A 16,313-nucleotide genomic window follows, 5' to 3' on the forward strand; every position below is an offset into this window, starting at 1 on the left:
CTAAGGAATATTTCTCTTTCTTTTTTCATGAGAGCGTTTAAGAGGAGTGCAGCAGCCATTTTGATACCCTCTTTTGATTCAATTTTTGAGATTTCACTTAAAACTTTTTCTAAATCTAAGTCTAAGTTTTTCATTTTACAGACCTCCTGGTTAGTTTAGTCTTTTAGGTTTTATGTTATCATTAATTTAAAAAATATTAAAAATTTTTATTATGCCTCTAAAATATTTTATTAAAAGACACAATTTATATTCTACTCCCGTTGATAGAGGTAGCGGGGAAGATAGTAAGCAAGGCGAGGGAGTTAATTTTGAAGGTTGCGGTGGGGTTTGACAAGTTTAGGGAGTATTTGAGTATAAAAACACGTTTAAAGAAGTTTAAAGGGTTGGTGTGAAAGGTGGGGTTAGTAGAGTTTATAATATGGGGAGGTTAAGAGAGGATATGTGAGAAATATGTTTAGAATTAGGGAAAAAAGATTAAGAGGAGTGGGTACAGGTAGAAAATGGGATAGATTTTATATGGGAGTTGGGGAAGAATTATAGAAAGTAACTAAGGAATATGATTTTTAAGTTTAAAGATTACGGAAAGATTTTTTATTTTATTCTCTATCGGCAAATTTGGGGCTTCCTTAAGTTATTGACATAAAAACCAGGCTGTGGTAAAAAGTTAGGGATAGCAGGCTGGATGTAAGGGAAGAGGGGTGAAAATCCCCCGCTGCCCCGCAGCCGTGACCGGGGACGAAAGCCGCTTGGAGGTCTACCTGACCTCTGGGGAAGGAGGTCCCAAAAGTAGGGGTTCCCCAAAAGGAGGCTTCCTTCCTTGGGCTAAAGGCCAACAGCCTTTAGCTGACACACCACTGGTGCCGAAAGGCACTGGGAAGGTGCGGCAAGTAGGTTGATCCGGAAGCCGGAAGACCTATCCAGCCTCTAAAAACCTCGAGGGGGGTATATCTATGACTAAAACACCACCTTAAAATCATTTTGTCTCCGTTCATCTTTATCTATCCAGATTTTTAAATCTCTAAACACCAAAATTGCAGGAGGGATGATTATGCAAACTTTGGCTTATGGTTTTCCCAAGTTAGGAAAAAAAAGGGAATTTAAGCAATTGCTTGAAAACTTTTGGAAAGGAACCCTTGAAGAAGAAGCCTTTTACGAAGGAATTAAAAACCTAAAATTAGAAAGAGCTAAAATTTATCAAAAAAACGTGGACCTTTTCCCTTCCAACGAACTTTCTCTATACGACTTTATCCTCGATACCGCCATAATGGTGGGTGCTATTCCAGGTAGATTTCAACCTTATCAGGGGCTTAAAACTTATTTTGAAATGGCTAAAGGCAAACAAGCCCTTGAGCTTACCAAATGGTTTAACACCAACTATCATTATCTTGTCCCAGAGATAGAAACCAAAGATTTTTCCCTTTTTGAAAACTTTCCGCTTAAAGACTTTCTTTTTTATCAGAATTTTGGGGTTAACACCCTCCCTAAGTTAGTAGGTCCCTTTACCTTTCTAAAATTAGCCAAACTGGTTAAAACTTCTTCAGAAGGAATAACCGTAGAAAAAATCACCGATTCCAAGGTTTTTGAAGAAATTTTAGAACATCTTGTCCCGGTTTATCAAGAAATTCTTAAGACTCTTAAGGAGGTTGAACCCCAAGCTGTTTTGATTGAAGAGCCAGCGTTAGTGATGGATTTGGAACCTTGGGAATGGAAGTTGGTTAAAAAGGTTTACGAAAAGCTTTCAGGTTTTACAGACCTCTGGGTCTTAACCTACTATGACAGTGTTTCTGATTACCAGGCTTTTATAGATTTACCGGTTAAAGGGTTAGGTTTGGACCTGGTGTCTAATGCAGAAAACTTTAACAACCTAAAACAACTTGGGTTCCCAGAGGACAAAATACTTATAGCTGGTATCATCAACGGAAGACAGGTGTGGAGGGCCAATTTAGAGGCTAAACTTAGAGAAATAGAATCTCTCTTGAAGATCAATAAAAATTTAGTGATAACCAATTCATGTCCGCTGTTTCATCTCCCGGTTTCTTTAGAAGGAGAAGACCTCCTACCTATAGAACTTAAAAATAAACTCGCCTTTGCTGAAGAAAAATTAACAGAGCTAAATCTCCTAAAAAGAGGCGTAGAAGGAGACTTAGAGGCCTTAGGTTTGATAGCTGACTCTAAAGAGAAACTACAGCTCTCTTTTGGTCAAAACGAAGAGGTAAAAGCTAGAATTTCTAATCTTACAGAACAAGACTTTATCCGAGACCTTCCCTATCAGGAAAGGATAAAACTCCAACAACAACGCCTTAACCTTCCTATTTTCCCCACAACTACCATAGGGTCTTTTCCACAAACAGAAGAAGTAAGGAGGATGCGTGCTAAGTTTAACAAAAGAGAAATAAGCCTCGATGAGTATAAAGATTTTATCCGGCAAAAAATAGCCGAGGTTATTAAACTACAGGAAGAGCTTGGGCTTGATGTTTTGGTCCATGGAGAGTTTGAAAGAACTGACATGGTAGAATTTTTTGCCCAAAAATTAGAAGGTATCGCTACTACCAAGCAAGGATGGGTACTTTCCTATGGGTCAAGGGTTTATCGTCCTCCTATCATCTATGGAGATGTATGGAGAAAAGAGCCTATGACTTTAGAAGAAATTACCTATGCTCAAAGTCTTACCCAAAAACCAGTAAAAGGAATGCTTACTGGTCCGGTTACCATCTTAAACTGGAGTTACTACCGTGAAGACCTCCCTAAAGAGCAGATAGCCTATCAAATAGCCCTTGCCTTGTTTGACGAGGTTAAAGACTTAGAAAAGGCTGGGATTAAAATTATCCAGATAGACGAACCAGCTTTTAGAGAAGGTGCTCCTATTAAAAGAAAAGACTGGGATAGCTACTTTACCTGGGCTGTAAAGGCCTTTAGACTGTGTGCTAAGGCCCTTCCAGAAACTCAAATCCATACCCATATGTGCTATTCAGAGTTTAACGAAATCATCTCCTACATCGCTGCAATGGATTTTGATGTCATCTCTATAGAAGCCTCAAGAAGCAAAGGAGAAATTATCGAGGCCTTTGAAACCTTCTCAGGATGGGATAGACAATTAGGCCTTGGAGTTTATGACATCCATTCTCCAGCCATACCAGATAAAGAAGAAATGAAAGCAATCGTCAAAAGAGCCTTAAAAATCCTTCCCAAAGAACTCTTATGGATAAACCCAGACTGTGGTTTAAAAACCAGAAAATGGGAAGAGGTAATACCTGCCCTCAAAAACATGGTAGAGGTAGCTCAAGAACTAAGACAAGAAGTTTAATTTTAGGGTTTTTGTGGTATGCTAAAAATTGATGCGGGTAGCCGTTCACATAACCCATGAAGCCTTATATAAAATAGGAGGGATAGGAGAGGTGATAAACAACCTGTACACCTCTCCTTCCTACCTCTCATACTTTGATAAAACCCTTCTTTACGGTCCACTTTTCGAATATCTTGGTTCTCCAAGCAGCCGTTTGGGAAAAGATGGAATAGTTTTTTATAGTAGCAAAGATAACTACGATACAGGACATTTTGGAATACAATTTAATCCTATTTTGGAAAAATATAACATAGATGTGGTTTATGGGAAAAGGAGGGTGGTTAATGAGCTAAACCCTAAAAATAAAGCCACGGTAGACATACTTCTTGTAGATATAACTCATATAAAGAAAGAGGTTGTCAACTTTTACAAGTATATTTTCTGGGAAAAATTTGGTTTGGCTTCAGACCGTTATGAAGCAGACTGGGATTATGAGCAATATTTCAGGATTGGGCTTCCTTTTTTAGATTTAATAAACCTGCTTTTTCCCTCAGCTAAAGAATTAGTGTTTTTTGGACATGAATACATGGGTATGCCATCCCTTTTAAGTGTAGAGCTTCATCCTGATTATCATCCTCAAAAATACAAAAGGATTTTTTATGCCCACGAGGTAGCACCAGTAAGAAGACTGGTAGAAAACTTAGGTGGAGGAGACATAAGTTTTTATAACATCCTTAAAAAAGCTAAAGAAGAAAATCTTTCTTTAGAAGATGTCTTTGGGCCTCAAGATGACTGGTATAGAACCCCTCTGGTTAAGCTTGCACAAAGGGTGGACTCCGTGTTTGCGGTTAGCGATTGGGTGGTAGAAGAATATCTTTTTTTATGCCCAGAAACAGAAAAACAAAAAGTAAAATTAGTCTATAACGGGATTTCTTCAGACCATATAGATTTTGACAGAAAAGAAATTTCTAAAGAAAAGATAGGTAAATGGCTTAGTTGTTATTATGGTTTTGTCCCAGACCTTTTGATTACCCATGTTTGCCGTTTAGTTAAGAGTAAAGGTATCTGGAGAGACCTTATCCTTCTAAACTACTTAGACGAACTTTTTGTTAAACATAACCTTAAAGGGGTTTACATCTTACTTTCTTCTTTAGTAGCTCAGGGGAGGCCTCCTCATGAAGTAGAAAAAATGGTAAAATCTTATCCTTGGCCGTTTGAACACCGAGAAGGATGGCCTGACCTTATCGGATACGAAATAGAGGTTTACCGCTGGGTAGAAACTTTTAATAAAACCTCTAAAAACTTAAAAGCCCTTTTTATCAACCAGGTAGGTTTTTCTAACTATAAATGTCCTTTTATGGAAAAGGAGGACTTAGAAACGATAGACTTAAGGCTTGCCTCTGACCTTGAGCTGGGAATGTCTATTTATGAACCTTTTGGTATAGCCCACATCGAGGTACTTCCTTTTGGTGGACTTGCTGTTCCTTCTACCTCTTGTGGGGTGTATTTCTTTCTTGAAAAAACCTTTGGAAAAGATTTCAAGCCCTTTTATGGAGTTGATTTTATTTCGGTAGGAGAAAAATTTAGTTTATCCAGACTAAAAAACTTGACTGATGAGCAAAGAATTGGGTTAGAAGAATTTGTTTTGGCAAGTAAAGCAGAAGAAATTTTTGCTAAAATACCTAAAAACCGGCAAGAAAGAGAAATCCTTGCCAAAAAAGCCGAAGAATACAAAAATAAACTCAGCTGGGAAAAAATAGTAAAGGAGTTTTTATTAGAAAATCTAAAAACCTTGTAGAACTGGAGAAAATATGGTTTTAATAGCTCCTTCTATCTTGTCGGCTGATTTTAAAAGACTGGGAGAAGAGGTAAAACTGGCAGAAGAGGCAGGGGCAGACCTTATCCACGTAGATGTTATGGATGGTCAATTTGTGCCAAACATTACCATAGGCCCCCTTGTAGTAGAGGCTGTAAAAAACTCCACCAACCTTCCTCTTGACGTACACCTGATGATCGTGTCTCCTGAACGCTATGTAAATGATTTTGTAAAAGCTGGGGCAGACTATCTGGTAGTTCATGTTGAGGCCTCCATACACCTTCATCGCACGGTATGGCAGATTAAAGAGGCTGGGGCTAAGGCTGGAGTAGCCCTAAACCCTGCAACGCCTCTTTCTCTGGTAGAAGACATTTTAGAAGATTTAGACCTACTGCTTATCATGTCAGTAAACCCAGGGTTTGGAGGGCAAAAGTTTATTCCCTTTTGCCTGAAAAAAATAAAAAAGGCTAAAACTCTGATAAAAGAAAAAGGGCTAAATACCCTGTTAGAGGTTGACGGAGGAATAAAACTTGAAAACGCAAAAGAGATAGCTAACGCCGGGGCAGATATCTTAGTCATGGGGTCAGCCTTTTTTGGGGCTAAAGATTATAAGAGTTTCATGAAAGCCCTTAAAGTTGAACTCTCTAAATAAGTTTTTAAGAAATCCTAAGGCATAAGATAAAGAACCGGGTTATAGGTTTTTTCCCAATTTTTATAAAATTCTTGATGGATGGTGCTTATGATTTCATTATATTTCTCTGTAGAAAGTTTAGCCCCTTTAATTCCACCTTTAAGGTTGATCTCAGAAAGATAGGGTCCCTCTTCATCTATATAAATAAGGTCAAGGTGAGCATATGGAAATTTTCCTCGTTCCATCACTTTTTGACAAAAGGAGAGCTCATCATCAGAAAGTTGATAAGGGACTGCAACACCTCCCCAAAAAATGTTTTTTCTAAAATTAAGTTCATTCTTTCTTTCATAGGCTTCTACGTAAAGATTTCCTAAAATAATCACCCGGATGTCCCGGATGTTAGGGAAAAAGGGTTGTAAAACAAAAGGGAAAGGTAAAACCTGAGTGCCTGCTACGTTAAAAATCTCTTCCAAAGAATTCCACAGTTTTACCCCTAAACCACAGTTTGCCTGATCGTCTTTGGTGATAAACTTGGCAAACCCTTCCTCGCGAGAAAGTTTAGCCAAACTTGCAAGAAGAGAAGATTTATCTCTGATTACAAAAGTAAAGGGAGGCATAAAATCTCTTAAAACCTCAGCCTGAAGGGTTTTAGAACTGCATAAAAGCTGACTTAAAAAAGACGGAAAAGCCTCTACTTTTCGGTATATGAGGTCTACGATGAGACCATGTTCTTCCTTTTTTAACGGTAGTCTTATCCCGACAAGGTCTCCTTCTTTTAGTTCAGAAAAATGTTTTCTAAAGGCTTGAGAGCTTAAAATGATATAATAGGGACGCATAAATCTTATTTATTTCTCATTTGGGTTAATTCGGTATTACAGTTAGCACAGAAAAACTTAACTGGGCCTAACACCTCGATTTCTTCTTCCAGGGCCTCTAAACTCCCGTCTTCGTTTTGCAGGTAATAGACAAAGATGGTTGCGTTTTCAATCACCTCATAGAAATCTTCACTGTTTTGACAGTTAGGGCAGACTATTTTTTCCCTGTATAAGATCTTAAACGGCTTTTTAATCTTGATACTGTGCTTTCTGGTAGAAGAAAAATTTTCTGCCATCAACCACCCTCTTACTTTTTGTTTTTTATTTGTGCTATGTTTTTTTCAGCCTCTAAATACATTTTATCTGTTTTAGATAAAAAAGAAAGGGCTTTTTCGTAGTGATAAAGGGCTGGTTTTAGATCCCCTTTAAGCTGGTAATGTTTACCAAAATAAAAATGGGCCTCTCCCATCTTGTTAAGTTGAGAGGCAACCTTACCCAAGTTATAAAAAAAGTATGGGTCATAATTAAGAGCCTGCAGGTTTAAAAGTTTTTGCATAATGCCATAAGCCTGTTGAGGCTCCCCTGTTTCTGTTAAGGCTAAAGCCCTAAGATACTCTAATTTAGTAAAATAAATCTTTTCATAGGGTTTAGAAGGAGTAAAAGAAGGGATTTGGGTTAAAATCTTTAAGGCTTGTTCAGGTTCTCCTGAAGCTAAATATATTTCAGCTAAGTCTAAAAGGAAATAGGTTTTAAAAGGAAGCTCCTGCAGGGCTTTAACCAGCTCAACCAGGGCCTCTTTAAAATATCTTTGTTCCTTTAGCGCCAAAGCTAAGGTGTATCTTATCCAGGGGTCGTTCTTTTCTTTGAGGACTGCCCTCAGGTTGGTTATCCAAGATGCCAGATCTTTCTTTTTAGAAAGAACCTGAGCTCTGATAACCAGTCTTTTAAAATAATCTGGATCTTGAGCAACCAAAGACCTCGGAGATTGATCAGAGGTATACCTCTCAGCAAGGCTGATAAGATAGGCCACTCTTTCTTGAGGCAACGGGTGGGTTAAAAGATATTTATACTCAAGCTCTATGGCTAAGTTACCTTGTTTAGAAAGTCTTTCCATAACCGTTGCCATACCCCAGGGATTATAGTTAGCTTTGGTTATGATTTGAAAACCGGTTCTATCAGCCTCCTCTTCGTCAGCCCGACTGTAGGCAAGAAGTTTGGTTTGAGCGATAGCCGCTGAGGCTATGTTTAGAGCTGCGGCTTTTTCACCTCCAAGAAGTAGGCCTGCTAACGTGGCTGCCGTAACTAATACTTGCATTTTTTTTATGTCTTCGATCCTTCTTGCGATATGCCGACATAGGTTATGAGCCATTTCGTGTGCCATAATCCCGGCAAGTTCGTCTTCAGACTCGATGCTGTTAAAAATACCAGAGTTGATAAAAATATATCCTCCAGGCACAGAAAAGGCATTAAAACTGGAATCATTGATTAGAAAAAACTTGAATTCAAACGGAGAAAAGGTTACACCTTGTTTTTTAAGAACCTCTCCTATGGTGTTGATGTAGAGGTTTAACTCTAAATCATCTATAAACTCGACTTCTTTGACAAGCTCAGCCAAAACCTCTTTACCGATTTTTTCTTCCTCTTCTAAGGAAATAAGGGCTTGAGCTATCTGCGGAGGAAACACCAGAAGAAAAATTAAAAATAAACTTAGAAGATGCAGTTTTGTCTTAAAGAAAAAGGACATTTTATTTTATAAAGGTTCTTTGGCGGAGGCGTATGGGAATTGAACCCACCCACCCCTTTTTGGGGTGCACCGGGTTTGAAGCCCGGGAGAGGCACCAGCCCCCTCACGCCTCCTGATTTTAATTCAAAAAAGGGGCTATTGGGAACCTGCGGCACCCGGAGAGCCTGGCTACCGTTGCTCCCTTTCGGGCCTGGCGGGGTTCACCAGGATCCGTCGCACAGGCCCCAATAGCCTTAGTTTTAAATATACTACATTTTTTCAGATATTAAACCCCTTAAGTCCCCCTCTTTCCGGTAAACCTGCCCGGTAAAAAGCGCAACCAGCCTGCCTGTTTCTTTTTCAAAAACCTTTACCTCATAAAGTCCTGTCCTCTTAGTAAGACTTAACTCCTTAGCCTCAGCATAAAGATACTCTCCTAAATTAGCAGAAGAAGGGAAATAAATGGAAGAAGAAATAGCTAAAGCTAACTTTCCGTGAGAATTTGAAGCAACGGCAAAAGCAAAATCTGCTAAAGAAAAAATAGCTCCACCCTGACACACTCCAGCTGCATTAAGCATGTCTTCTCTAACCTTCATCCCTATTAACGCATATCCAAGGTCTACCTCTATCAAATCTACCTCTAACCAAACGGCAACCCTGTCATGCTCTCTCATAAACTTAGCAATTTTCCAGACCTGTTCTTTTCTCGAAGCTTCCATCTTTTTATCCTCAATTTTTGTCGAATTTTTACTCTACTAAAAACCACCTTCTTTCCTAACTTTAAACTCATTAACCCTTTTGTCAAACTCTTTTAAACCGCCCTAACTTTTATTTAATCTAAAGGCTATACGGATTAAGCCTGTATTTTGAATGTTTCAGGTTATTTCTATTGATTTTTAAAACAATGTTTTTAAATATAATAAACAAATCTTACAATCGGAGGTAAGTATGGATAAAAAGGCCTTAGAAGAGGAAATCAGAAAGGTAGCTTATGAGCTTTATGTAAAAAGTGGATGTATTCCTGGTAGGGACTTAGACAACTGGTTAGAAGCTGAAAGGATAGTTTTAGAGAAGTATGGCTTAATTTCTAAGGAAGGTCCTCAAGAAACAAGCCCCTCTTCAGCCTGTGAAACCCAACCTAAAACCAAGGTAAGATGCAGAAAAAAGACCGAAGAAGGCTCTACTACCAAAGGTAGAGGCAAGAAAAAAGGATAATCTCTTCCCCTTATTCCAATACTTTATAACCAAGGCTTTCTATAGCTTGGGAAACTGCGTTTAAGTCCATTTCTTTAAGAGACTTTAAGGTTACCTCTTTGTTGTTTCTGTCTGCTTTAACAAAAATAAGGTCTGGAAACATCTTTTTGAGCCCATTTTCTATGGTCATTTCACAATGAGGACAGGTCATTCCTTCTACTTTTAAGCTATAGGTCTTCATCTACTCTCCCTCCTGCTGAAATTTTATAGTTTTACCTTTTTTAAACTTAAGGAATTTATAAGCACAAAAAGTGAACTAAAAGCCATAGCCCCTGAGGCAAAAACTGGCTTTAAAAGAAGTCCTGAGAAAGGATAAAGCACCCCTGCAGCCACAGGAATAAGAATAAGGTTATAAAAGAAGGCCCAGAAGAAGTTTTGTTTTATCTTCTTATAGGTTATTTCAGATAATCTAAAAGCTTTTAAAAGATCTCTCAGGTCATTTTTTATCAAAATAAGGTCTGCGGTAGCAGAGGCTACCTCTGTGCCTGACCCTATAGCCACACCCAAATGAGCTTTGGCTAAGGCTGGAGCATCATTTACCCCATCCCCTACCATAGCAACAATATTTCCCTTTTCTCTTAATTCTTCTATTTTTAATGCCTTTTCTTGAGGCAAAACCTCAGCCCAAACCTCGTCTACTCCAAGTGTTTTAGCTACTTCTTTAGCTGTCTGCCAAGCATCTCCTGTGAGCAACCCTACCTTAATACCTTTTTTCTTAAGGATTTGCAACACCTCCAAGGCCTCTTCCTTAACCTTATCCTCAAACCAAAAAGCAGAACAAAGCCTTCCGTCTACAGCTACCAGCACATAAGAAATTCCTTCTATGTTACCTTCTCTTAAAAACCGCTCAAACTCATCTAAAGCTAAGCCAGCCTCTTCCATAAACCGTCTATTCCCAACCAATACCTCTTTACCTTTTAATTGGGCTACCACCCCTTTTCCAGGCAAATAGTAAAATTCATCAGGTTCTTCCACCTTTAACCCTCTTTTTTTGGCAAACTCTACCAGAGCCTTTCCAAAGGGATGCTCTGAATTCTTTTCCGCAGAAGCAGCAAAAAAGATAGCCTCTTCCTCAGAACAGCCTGAAAAAACCTCCATCTTCTTAACCACCGACTGCCCATAGGTAATGGTACCTGTTTTATCAAATACTACATAATTTAGCCGGTTTGCATATTCTAAAGCTTCAGGGTTTTTGATAAGGATGTTTTCTTCTGCAGCTTTTCCTGTAGCCACCGCGATAGCTGTTGGGGTAGCAAGACCTAAAGCACAAGGACAAGCTACCACCAGAACGGAAATAGCATTCATTAAGCTAAAGGTTAGCCCATATCCTAACCCAACCCACACTAAAAAAGTAACCAGCGCAATCGCTATGACCAAAGGCACAAACACAGAGGCTATCCTGTCGGCAAGTTTCTGTATGGCAGGTTTGGTAGCCTGAGCCTCTCTAACCAGCCTTATGATGTGAGCTAATACTGTATCTTTCCCTACGTGAGTTACCCTTATTTTAAAACTTCCTGTAAGGTTTACTGTGCCTCCTATAACCTTATCTCCTATCCTTTTTTCTACAGGTAAACTTTCTCCGGTGATCACAGATTGGTCTACCAACCCTATACCTTCTACAATTTCTCCGTCTACCGGAAATCTTTCTCCCGGTTTAACCAAGACCAAGTCTCCTACCCGAACCTCTTTTATAGAAACCTCTTTTTCCATGTTGTCTTTGATAATCCTGGCTTTTGATGGTTGAAGAGAGGCAAGTTTTTTGATAGCTTCTGTGGTCCTATGTTTGACCTTTGCCTCAAGAAATCGTCCAAAAAGGATAAGGGTAATGATTACCGCTGCTGTTTCATAATAAACCTGAGGTGTCTGTCCAGAAGCCCAAAAAATATCAGGGAAAAAGGTTGCTACAAAACTATATAAATACGCTGCTCCTGCTCCAAGGGCAATCAAGGTATTCATGTCAAAAGAAAGATGCCTAAGCCCTTTGACTGCAGCCTTAAAAAACCTACTACCTCCATAAAATAGCACCGGAGTTGTTAAACCAAAAAGCACATAGTTAAAAACCTCTCTTTTCCCAACATGCCCCAAAACATGGGTTAACATGTCTAAAAGGATAAAACCTGTGAGTATTGCACTAATCAAAAATTTTTTCTTTAACTCCTGTTCTTCTCTTTTTCTAAAGACCTCTTCATAGAGTTCTACCTCTCCTTGCAAGACAACTGCCTGATCATAACCTAAGCTGGCAAGCCTTTTTTTAAGGTCTTCTGGTTCTACCAGAGTAGGGACATAGTCTAAAGCCAGCTCTTCTGTTGCCTGATTGGCTGAAGCCTCTACCACACCTAAAACCTTTAAGAGTTCCTTCTCGATTCTTTTAGGGTCTCCTAAAGATAATCCTTCTATCTTAAAAACCACCCTTTGAACCCCTAAATCATACCCTCCTTTTTGTAGTGCCTTCCTTATAGCCTTTAAATCAAGACTTTTTCCTTCTTCAACCTCTAAAGTTGCCTTTTCTGTGATCAAGTTTACCGTTGCTTGTTTTATGCCAGGAACCTTCAAAAGCAGATCAGTAACCCTTTTAACACAGGCAGCACAGGTCATCCCTATGATAGGAATTTCCAAAACTTTTTCCAAGATACCTCCTTCTCACCTAAAAATTTTACCTTAATCAGAGCTTATTTTGGTTTTTTCTAACTCTCTTTTTAAGAAGAAAAGATTATTTCTAACCCGATGAGATAGATTTTCCACCGAGCGAAGTTCTTTAAAAAGTTGTTCTATGTCCCTTTCCATTTCATATAGTCCTTTCTCTAACTTTACTAAAAATTCAGAAAAATCTGAAGCCTCTATCACCTGTCCAAACCTTTCCCAAAAGAAAAACACAAACATCAAAAAAGACAAAAGTAAACTATAAGGCACAAGGATGATTTTATCTTTTTCTAACTCCTCTAACAGTTTGGACTTACAAAAATCATAAACCCTATCAGGGACAGTCATTACGGCAAATCCCACTGACTTTTCGTCTTTAGTATAATTTATGATCTCTTTAGCCCTTTTCTTAATCCTTTTTATAACCTCTTTTAACTCTTCTTCAGTAAGCTCTTCTTTAGTAAGAATCTCTGGAGAAGTAACCTTTGAATCTATAGGTAAATACTTCCCGTCTCTTAAAACAAAGGCAAACTCAACCTCCGACGCCCCCATCTTAAGGTTTCTTACAAGTAGATTGGGAGGTAAAAGCCCTAAAACCTCTTCTACAGCCCTTTCCCCAGCTTTACCTGACTTTCGGCTTAAAAAAATGGCATTAAGTTTGGCTACATCCTCACTTAATCCTTTAAGCACTTCCTCTGTTATATAAAGCTTGGTAAGATCCTTCTTGATTTCCTGCAAATCAGACATCCTTTCTTTGACTGAAAATAATGGCTCTGAGATGTTTTCTAACCTTTGTTGAACCCAGGAAAATCGTTCGTCTACATATTTTTTAAAGTTAGCATAAAAATACCAGAAAACCCCCACCAACCCAACAAAAAATACCACCAACCAGAGGTAGTCCATATTCTATGATTTTACTTTATTAATAAATTAAAGCAATTAGGTTATAACGAGATAATACCAAAAAAGTTTTATTGCAAACGTTGGTTATAATCTATTTCTGATGCACTGTATTCTGGGATTACTCCATCTATCTCAAGGACAGTATAGCTTATAGCCAGACCCTCAATACAATCGCCAAACAATCTTCTTATCGGAGTTAAAAAACTTTATAATAATAGAAAGGTTATGGTTGAAAATATAGTTATAAGCTTTTTAGAAAGTTTGGAAAATAAAATTGTTGCAGGAAAAATAGCAAAGTACCATTTAATAACTCTTTAAATTGGGCGCCTTGCTCTATTTATTTACTATATTATAATGTTTGAGTTGATCCTTTCTTTAATTAAAAAGACATGAAAACACAAGTATTTAAAAGTCAAGAAAAAACCTTACCATTTGCATTAGAAAATATTAAGAATCAGATAGATAAAAATTTTGACAGCTATGATTTTTTAATCTTTGCTATATCTCCTGACTACCCATATATTGATATAAACTACTATATAAAAAAGGTTTTTAACACAGAAAAATACTTAGGGTTCCACGCTATTCACTCTTTTTGCGACACTGAAATAGTAGAAGGCATTTCTGTAGCGGTTATAAAATTTGAAAGAACTGGTAAAGTAGAATTTTTTTATTTAGAAGATATTGACGAGGACGATACAGTTATAAAAACTGCAAACTATTTCAACTCAAATCCAGATAAGCTTCATATCGTTATCGGAGGATTAGGTAATAAAAAAAGATTTGGGACATTTATAGAAGAGGTATCTCAATTTATAAACTATCAACCAGTAAATAACATAATTGGAGGTGTATCTTCTGGACATAGAGATGCTAACGGAGAGGTTTTATCATATCAATTTGTTGATTCTAAAATCATAAAAAATGGTTTTGTAATTATAACACTTTCAAACATAGATTTTGCGATAGATATAGCCCTTGGGTTCAAACCTTATGGAGTTACTTACGAAATAAAAAAAGCTAAAGATTACAAACTGTACTTAGTAGATGATAATAGAAATTTTAGCGATATTACACGATCATTTATGAAGGGTATAGATAATTTTGATATAAGATATTTATGGTATATACCTATTTACATACTTGATGATGAAGAAGGATATGTAGCAACTCTCAGAACATTTAAAAAAGTTGCAAAAGATTATGTGGAGTTTTTCGGTCCAATAAAGGAAGGTCAAAAATTAAAACTTTCTTTTGCTACACCTGAAGAACTTCTAAAGGAAAATTTTAAAATTGCAAAAAAAGTAAAGGAAAGAATAGAATACTGTGAGATTTTATTTGACTTTTCTTGCACAGCAAGGCAATATGTATTAGAAGAAAGGCAAAGAGAAGAAATAGAAATTTATGTTTCAACTTTAAATAGTAATCTTTTTGGATTCTTTACTTTTGGAGAAATAGGGCCAGACAAACATTTAAAAAAACTAAAGTTTTATAATGAAACATCTATCTTGTTGGCGATGAAGGAAAGATGAGAGAGGAAATAAAAATAAGACTGCTACAAAATCTTTTAGAAGAAGTTACCAAGAAATATGATTCCATTTTATATTTAAAAGAACAAAAATTAAAAGATACTTATTTAATGGCTATCAAAGATGAACTTACAGGGTTGTATAACAGATATTATCTTAAAGATTATTTAGCAAAATTGATTGAAAAATTAAAAAGAAACCAAAACAATAAACTTTTTCTTATATTTATAGACCTTGACAACTTTAAACTGATTAATGATACATATGGACATAACAAGGGTGATAACGTTTTAAAAGAAGTGGCTGAGATATTAACTGTAAATTTTAGAAAATATGACGTCATATCCAGATATGGTGGTGATGAATTTATTGTACTATTGGAATCTAACGAACATCCAACAAAAAAAATAAATGCGTTAAGACAGAAAATAGAAGAAAATTTCAAAGAGTTTAATCTATCTTTTAGTTATGGAATTTCAATATTTCCCGATGATATAGAAGATATAAATATGGAAACCCAGGAAATAATAAAACAGTTAATAGAAATTGCCGATAAAAGAATGTATGAAGACAAAACAAAAAGAGAAAAGGTTATTTAAAATTAAAGCAATCAACATTTTCTTTAAGAAACCCTCTTTCTGGATGATATAAAAAATTTATCTAAAATATGAAAAAAATGTCTGATTACATTTAAAGAAGCTGTTTAATAAATATATATAAAATTTTTGTTAGGGGTTTTCTAAAATGCAATTTTACATGCTAACACAACATATACCAATGTAGTGTTTCATTAATTGTGTTTAATACCTGAGGATTTTAAAAGGTATGAGGCTTTCCTTGAGGTAAAGGTGGTGTACTTGGTATTGTCTGAAAGGTATGTAAAATACAGAGGAGTTTACCTGGATTTAAATAAGCAATTTCTATTTTAGGAGGGAGGTTTCTTCCCCATAGGGTTAGACTCAGTTAAATAAACACTGTGGAAAAAAACACTTCTGTATATGAGGCAACAAAAATAATAGAGACTTTTTTAACGATACATCTAGGAACAAGAGAATAGATAAAAAACTGACACAGAGAAGCACTTGAGCTTGGTTTGGTTTTGGTTCCCATAGAAAGAATTCGTTGGTTTTAGACCAGACCCGAAACATCCCTCTTCATAAAAAGAAAAAACAAACTCTCCCATTCAAGGGTTTGCTTCTGAACTTAATCTTATTATCTGATATATTTTGATGAAATACTTTAACGCAACGCAAAAGTTCTTGGAGCTATACACGATAGCATCATAATCGAGTTTGACAAAGAAGTAACAAACGATTTTACATGGGAGTAGAATATAAATTGTGTCTTTTAATAAAAATATTTTAGAGGCATAACAAAAATTTTTAATATTTTTTAAATTAATGATAACATAAAACCTAAAAGACTAAACTAACCAGGAGGTCTGTAAAATGGAAAACTTAGACTTAGATTTAGAAAAAGTTTTAAGAGAAATCTCAAAAATTGAATCAAAAGAGGGTATCAAAATGGCTGCTGCACTCCTCTTAAACGCTCTCATGAAAAAAGAAAGAGAAATATTCCTTAGAGATAGTATTGATAATAAAGCTAATGGTTACTATGAAAGACAACTTGCCTGTTTCTTAGGTAATCTCGGTATCTCTGTCCCAAGAGATAGAAAATCTGAATTCAGACCTGCTATTCTTCCTCCTGAATGGCAAAAAG

At 36.7% G+C, this 16,313-nt stretch carries 14 protein-coding genes, 1 tRNA gene, 1 other RNA gene, 1 pseudogene and 1 riboswitch; of the genes and pseudogenes, 7 read left to right on the plus strand and 10 right to left on the minus strand.

Annotation, left to right across the window (positions count from 1 at the left end):
- A pseudogene (locus H529_RS12205) lies at positions 1-134 on the minus strand (IS256 family transposase); the annotation flags it as partial.
- A gap of 529 nt (positions 135-663) precedes the next feature.
- Positions 664-935, plus strand: a riboswitch (cobalamin riboswitch).
- A gap of 113 nt (positions 936-1,048) precedes the next feature.
- Here H529_RS12205 and metE point away from each other — a divergent pair.
- The 3 genes from metE to rpe are packed head-to-tail and all read left to right on the plus strand — an operon-like array spanning position 1,049 to position 5,751.
- Positions 1,049-3,304 carry a 5-methyltetrahydropteroyltriglutamate--homocysteine S-methyltransferase gene (metE, locus tag H529_RS0108540; RefSeq protein WP_022856088.1) on the plus strand — a complete coding sequence of 752 codons (2,256 nt, stop codon included), beginning with the start codon at positions 1,049-1,051 and terminating at the stop codon, positions 3,302-3,304.
- Between the two features lie 31 nt (positions 3,305-3,335).
- Complete coding sequence (locus tag H529_RS0108545) at positions 3,336-5,081, plus strand: hypothetical protein (RefSeq protein WP_022856089.1); 1,746 nt, start codon at positions 3,336-3,338, stop codon at positions 5,079-5,081.
- 13 nt (positions 5,082-5,094) lie between these two features.
- Positions 5,095-5,751, plus strand: coding sequence for a ribulose-phosphate 3-epimerase (rpe, locus tag H529_RS0108550; RefSeq protein ID WP_022856090.1), 657 nt, complete (start codon positions 5,095-5,097; stop codon positions 5,749-5,751).
- A 14-nt stretch (positions 5,752-5,765) separates the two neighbouring features.
- On the opposite strand, the gene H529_RS10725 is transcribed toward rpe, so the two are convergent.
- From H529_RS10725 to H529_RS0108575, 6 genes are all read right to left on the minus strand, one after another.
- Positions 5,766-6,566, minus strand: coding sequence for an ATP-grasp domain-containing protein (locus H529_RS10725; RefSeq protein ID WP_022856091.1), 801 nt, complete (start codon positions 6,564-6,566; stop codon positions 5,766-5,768).
- 5 nt (positions 6,567-6,571) lie between these two features.
- Complete coding sequence (locus H529_RS0108560; RefSeq protein ID WP_022856092.1) at positions 6,572-6,841, minus strand: hypothetical protein; 270 nt, start codon at positions 6,839-6,841, stop codon at positions 6,572-6,574.
- A gap of 11 nt (positions 6,842-6,852) precedes the next feature.
- A complete protein-coding gene (locus tag H529_RS0108565; RefSeq protein ID WP_022856093.1) occupies positions 6,853-8,289 on the minus strand; it encodes a M48 family metalloprotease in 1,437 nt (478 codons plus the stop codon).
- A gap of 20 nt (positions 8,290-8,309) precedes the next feature.
- A tRNA-Sec gene (locus H529_RS0108570) sits at positions 8,310-8,402 on the minus strand.
- Positions 8,403-8,421: 19 nt separating this feature from the next.
- Positions 8,422-8,519: signal recognition particle sRNA small type (gene ffs, locus H529_RS11505), an RNA gene on the minus strand.
- Between the two features lie 18 nt (positions 8,520-8,537).
- Positions 8,538-8,987 (minus strand): hotdog fold thioesterase, encoded by a 450-nt coding sequence (locus tag H529_RS0108575; RefSeq protein WP_022856094.1) that lies wholly within the window; start codon positions 8,985-8,987, stop codon positions 8,538-8,540.
- A 229-nt stretch (positions 8,988-9,216) separates the two neighbouring features.
- Here H529_RS0108575 and H529_RS10730 point away from each other — a divergent pair, with 229 nt between their 5' ends.
- Entirely contained in the window at positions 9,217-9,483 is a 267-nt protein-coding gene (locus H529_RS10730) for a DUF2934 domain-containing protein (protein ID WP_022856095.1), read from the plus strand.
- A gap of 10 nt (positions 9,484-9,493) precedes the next feature.
- Here H529_RS10730 and H529_RS0108585 read toward each other — a convergent pair whose 3' ends face one another.
- From H529_RS0108585 to rmuC, 3 genes are read right to left on the minus strand one after another with little or no spacing between them, the layout of a single operon-like run.
- Positions 9,494-9,703 (minus strand): heavy-metal-associated domain-containing protein, encoded by a 210-nt coding sequence (locus tag H529_RS0108585; protein WP_022856096.1) that lies wholly within the window; start codon positions 9,701-9,703, stop codon positions 9,494-9,496.
- 23 nt (positions 9,704-9,726) lie between these two features.
- Entirely contained in the window at positions 9,727-12,150 is a 2,424-nt protein-coding gene (locus tag H529_RS0108590) for a heavy metal translocating P-type ATPase (protein ID WP_022856097.1), read from the minus strand.
- Between the two features lie 30 nt (positions 12,151-12,180).
- Positions 12,181-13,065 (minus strand): DNA recombination protein RmuC, encoded by an 885-nt coding sequence (gene rmuC, locus H529_RS0108595; protein WP_022856098.1) that lies wholly within the window; start codon positions 13,063-13,065, stop codon positions 12,181-12,183.
- Between the two features lie 389 nt (positions 13,066-13,454).
- Between rmuC and H529_RS0108605 the strand changes: the two genes are divergently transcribed.
- The 3 genes from H529_RS0108605 to H529_RS0108615 form a co-directional block, all read left to right on the plus strand.
- On the plus strand, positions 13,455-14,597 hold the full coding sequence (locus H529_RS0108605) for an FIST C-terminal domain-containing protein (protein ID WP_022856099.1): 1,143 nt from the start codon (positions 13,455-13,457) through the stop codon (positions 14,595-14,597).
- A complete protein-coding gene (locus H529_RS10735; protein ID WP_022856100.1) occupies positions 14,594-15,193 on the plus strand; it encodes a GGDEF domain-containing protein in 600 nt (199 codons plus the stop codon). The genes H529_RS0108605 and H529_RS10735 overlap by 4 nt, the downstream gene beginning before the upstream one ends.
- Before the next feature lie 849 nt (positions 15,194-16,042).
- Positions 16,043-16,313: transposase (locus H529_RS0108615; RefSeq protein WP_022856101.1), on the plus strand; the 271-nt coding region annotated here is incomplete at its 3' end.

The organism is Thermodesulfobacterium thermophilum DSM 1276, assembly GCF_000421605.1.
In the GTDB taxonomy this organism is placed as follows: Bacteria; Desulfobacterota; Thermodesulfobacteria; order Thermodesulfobacteriales; family Thermodesulfobacteriaceae; genus Thermodesulfobacterium; species Thermodesulfobacterium thermophilum.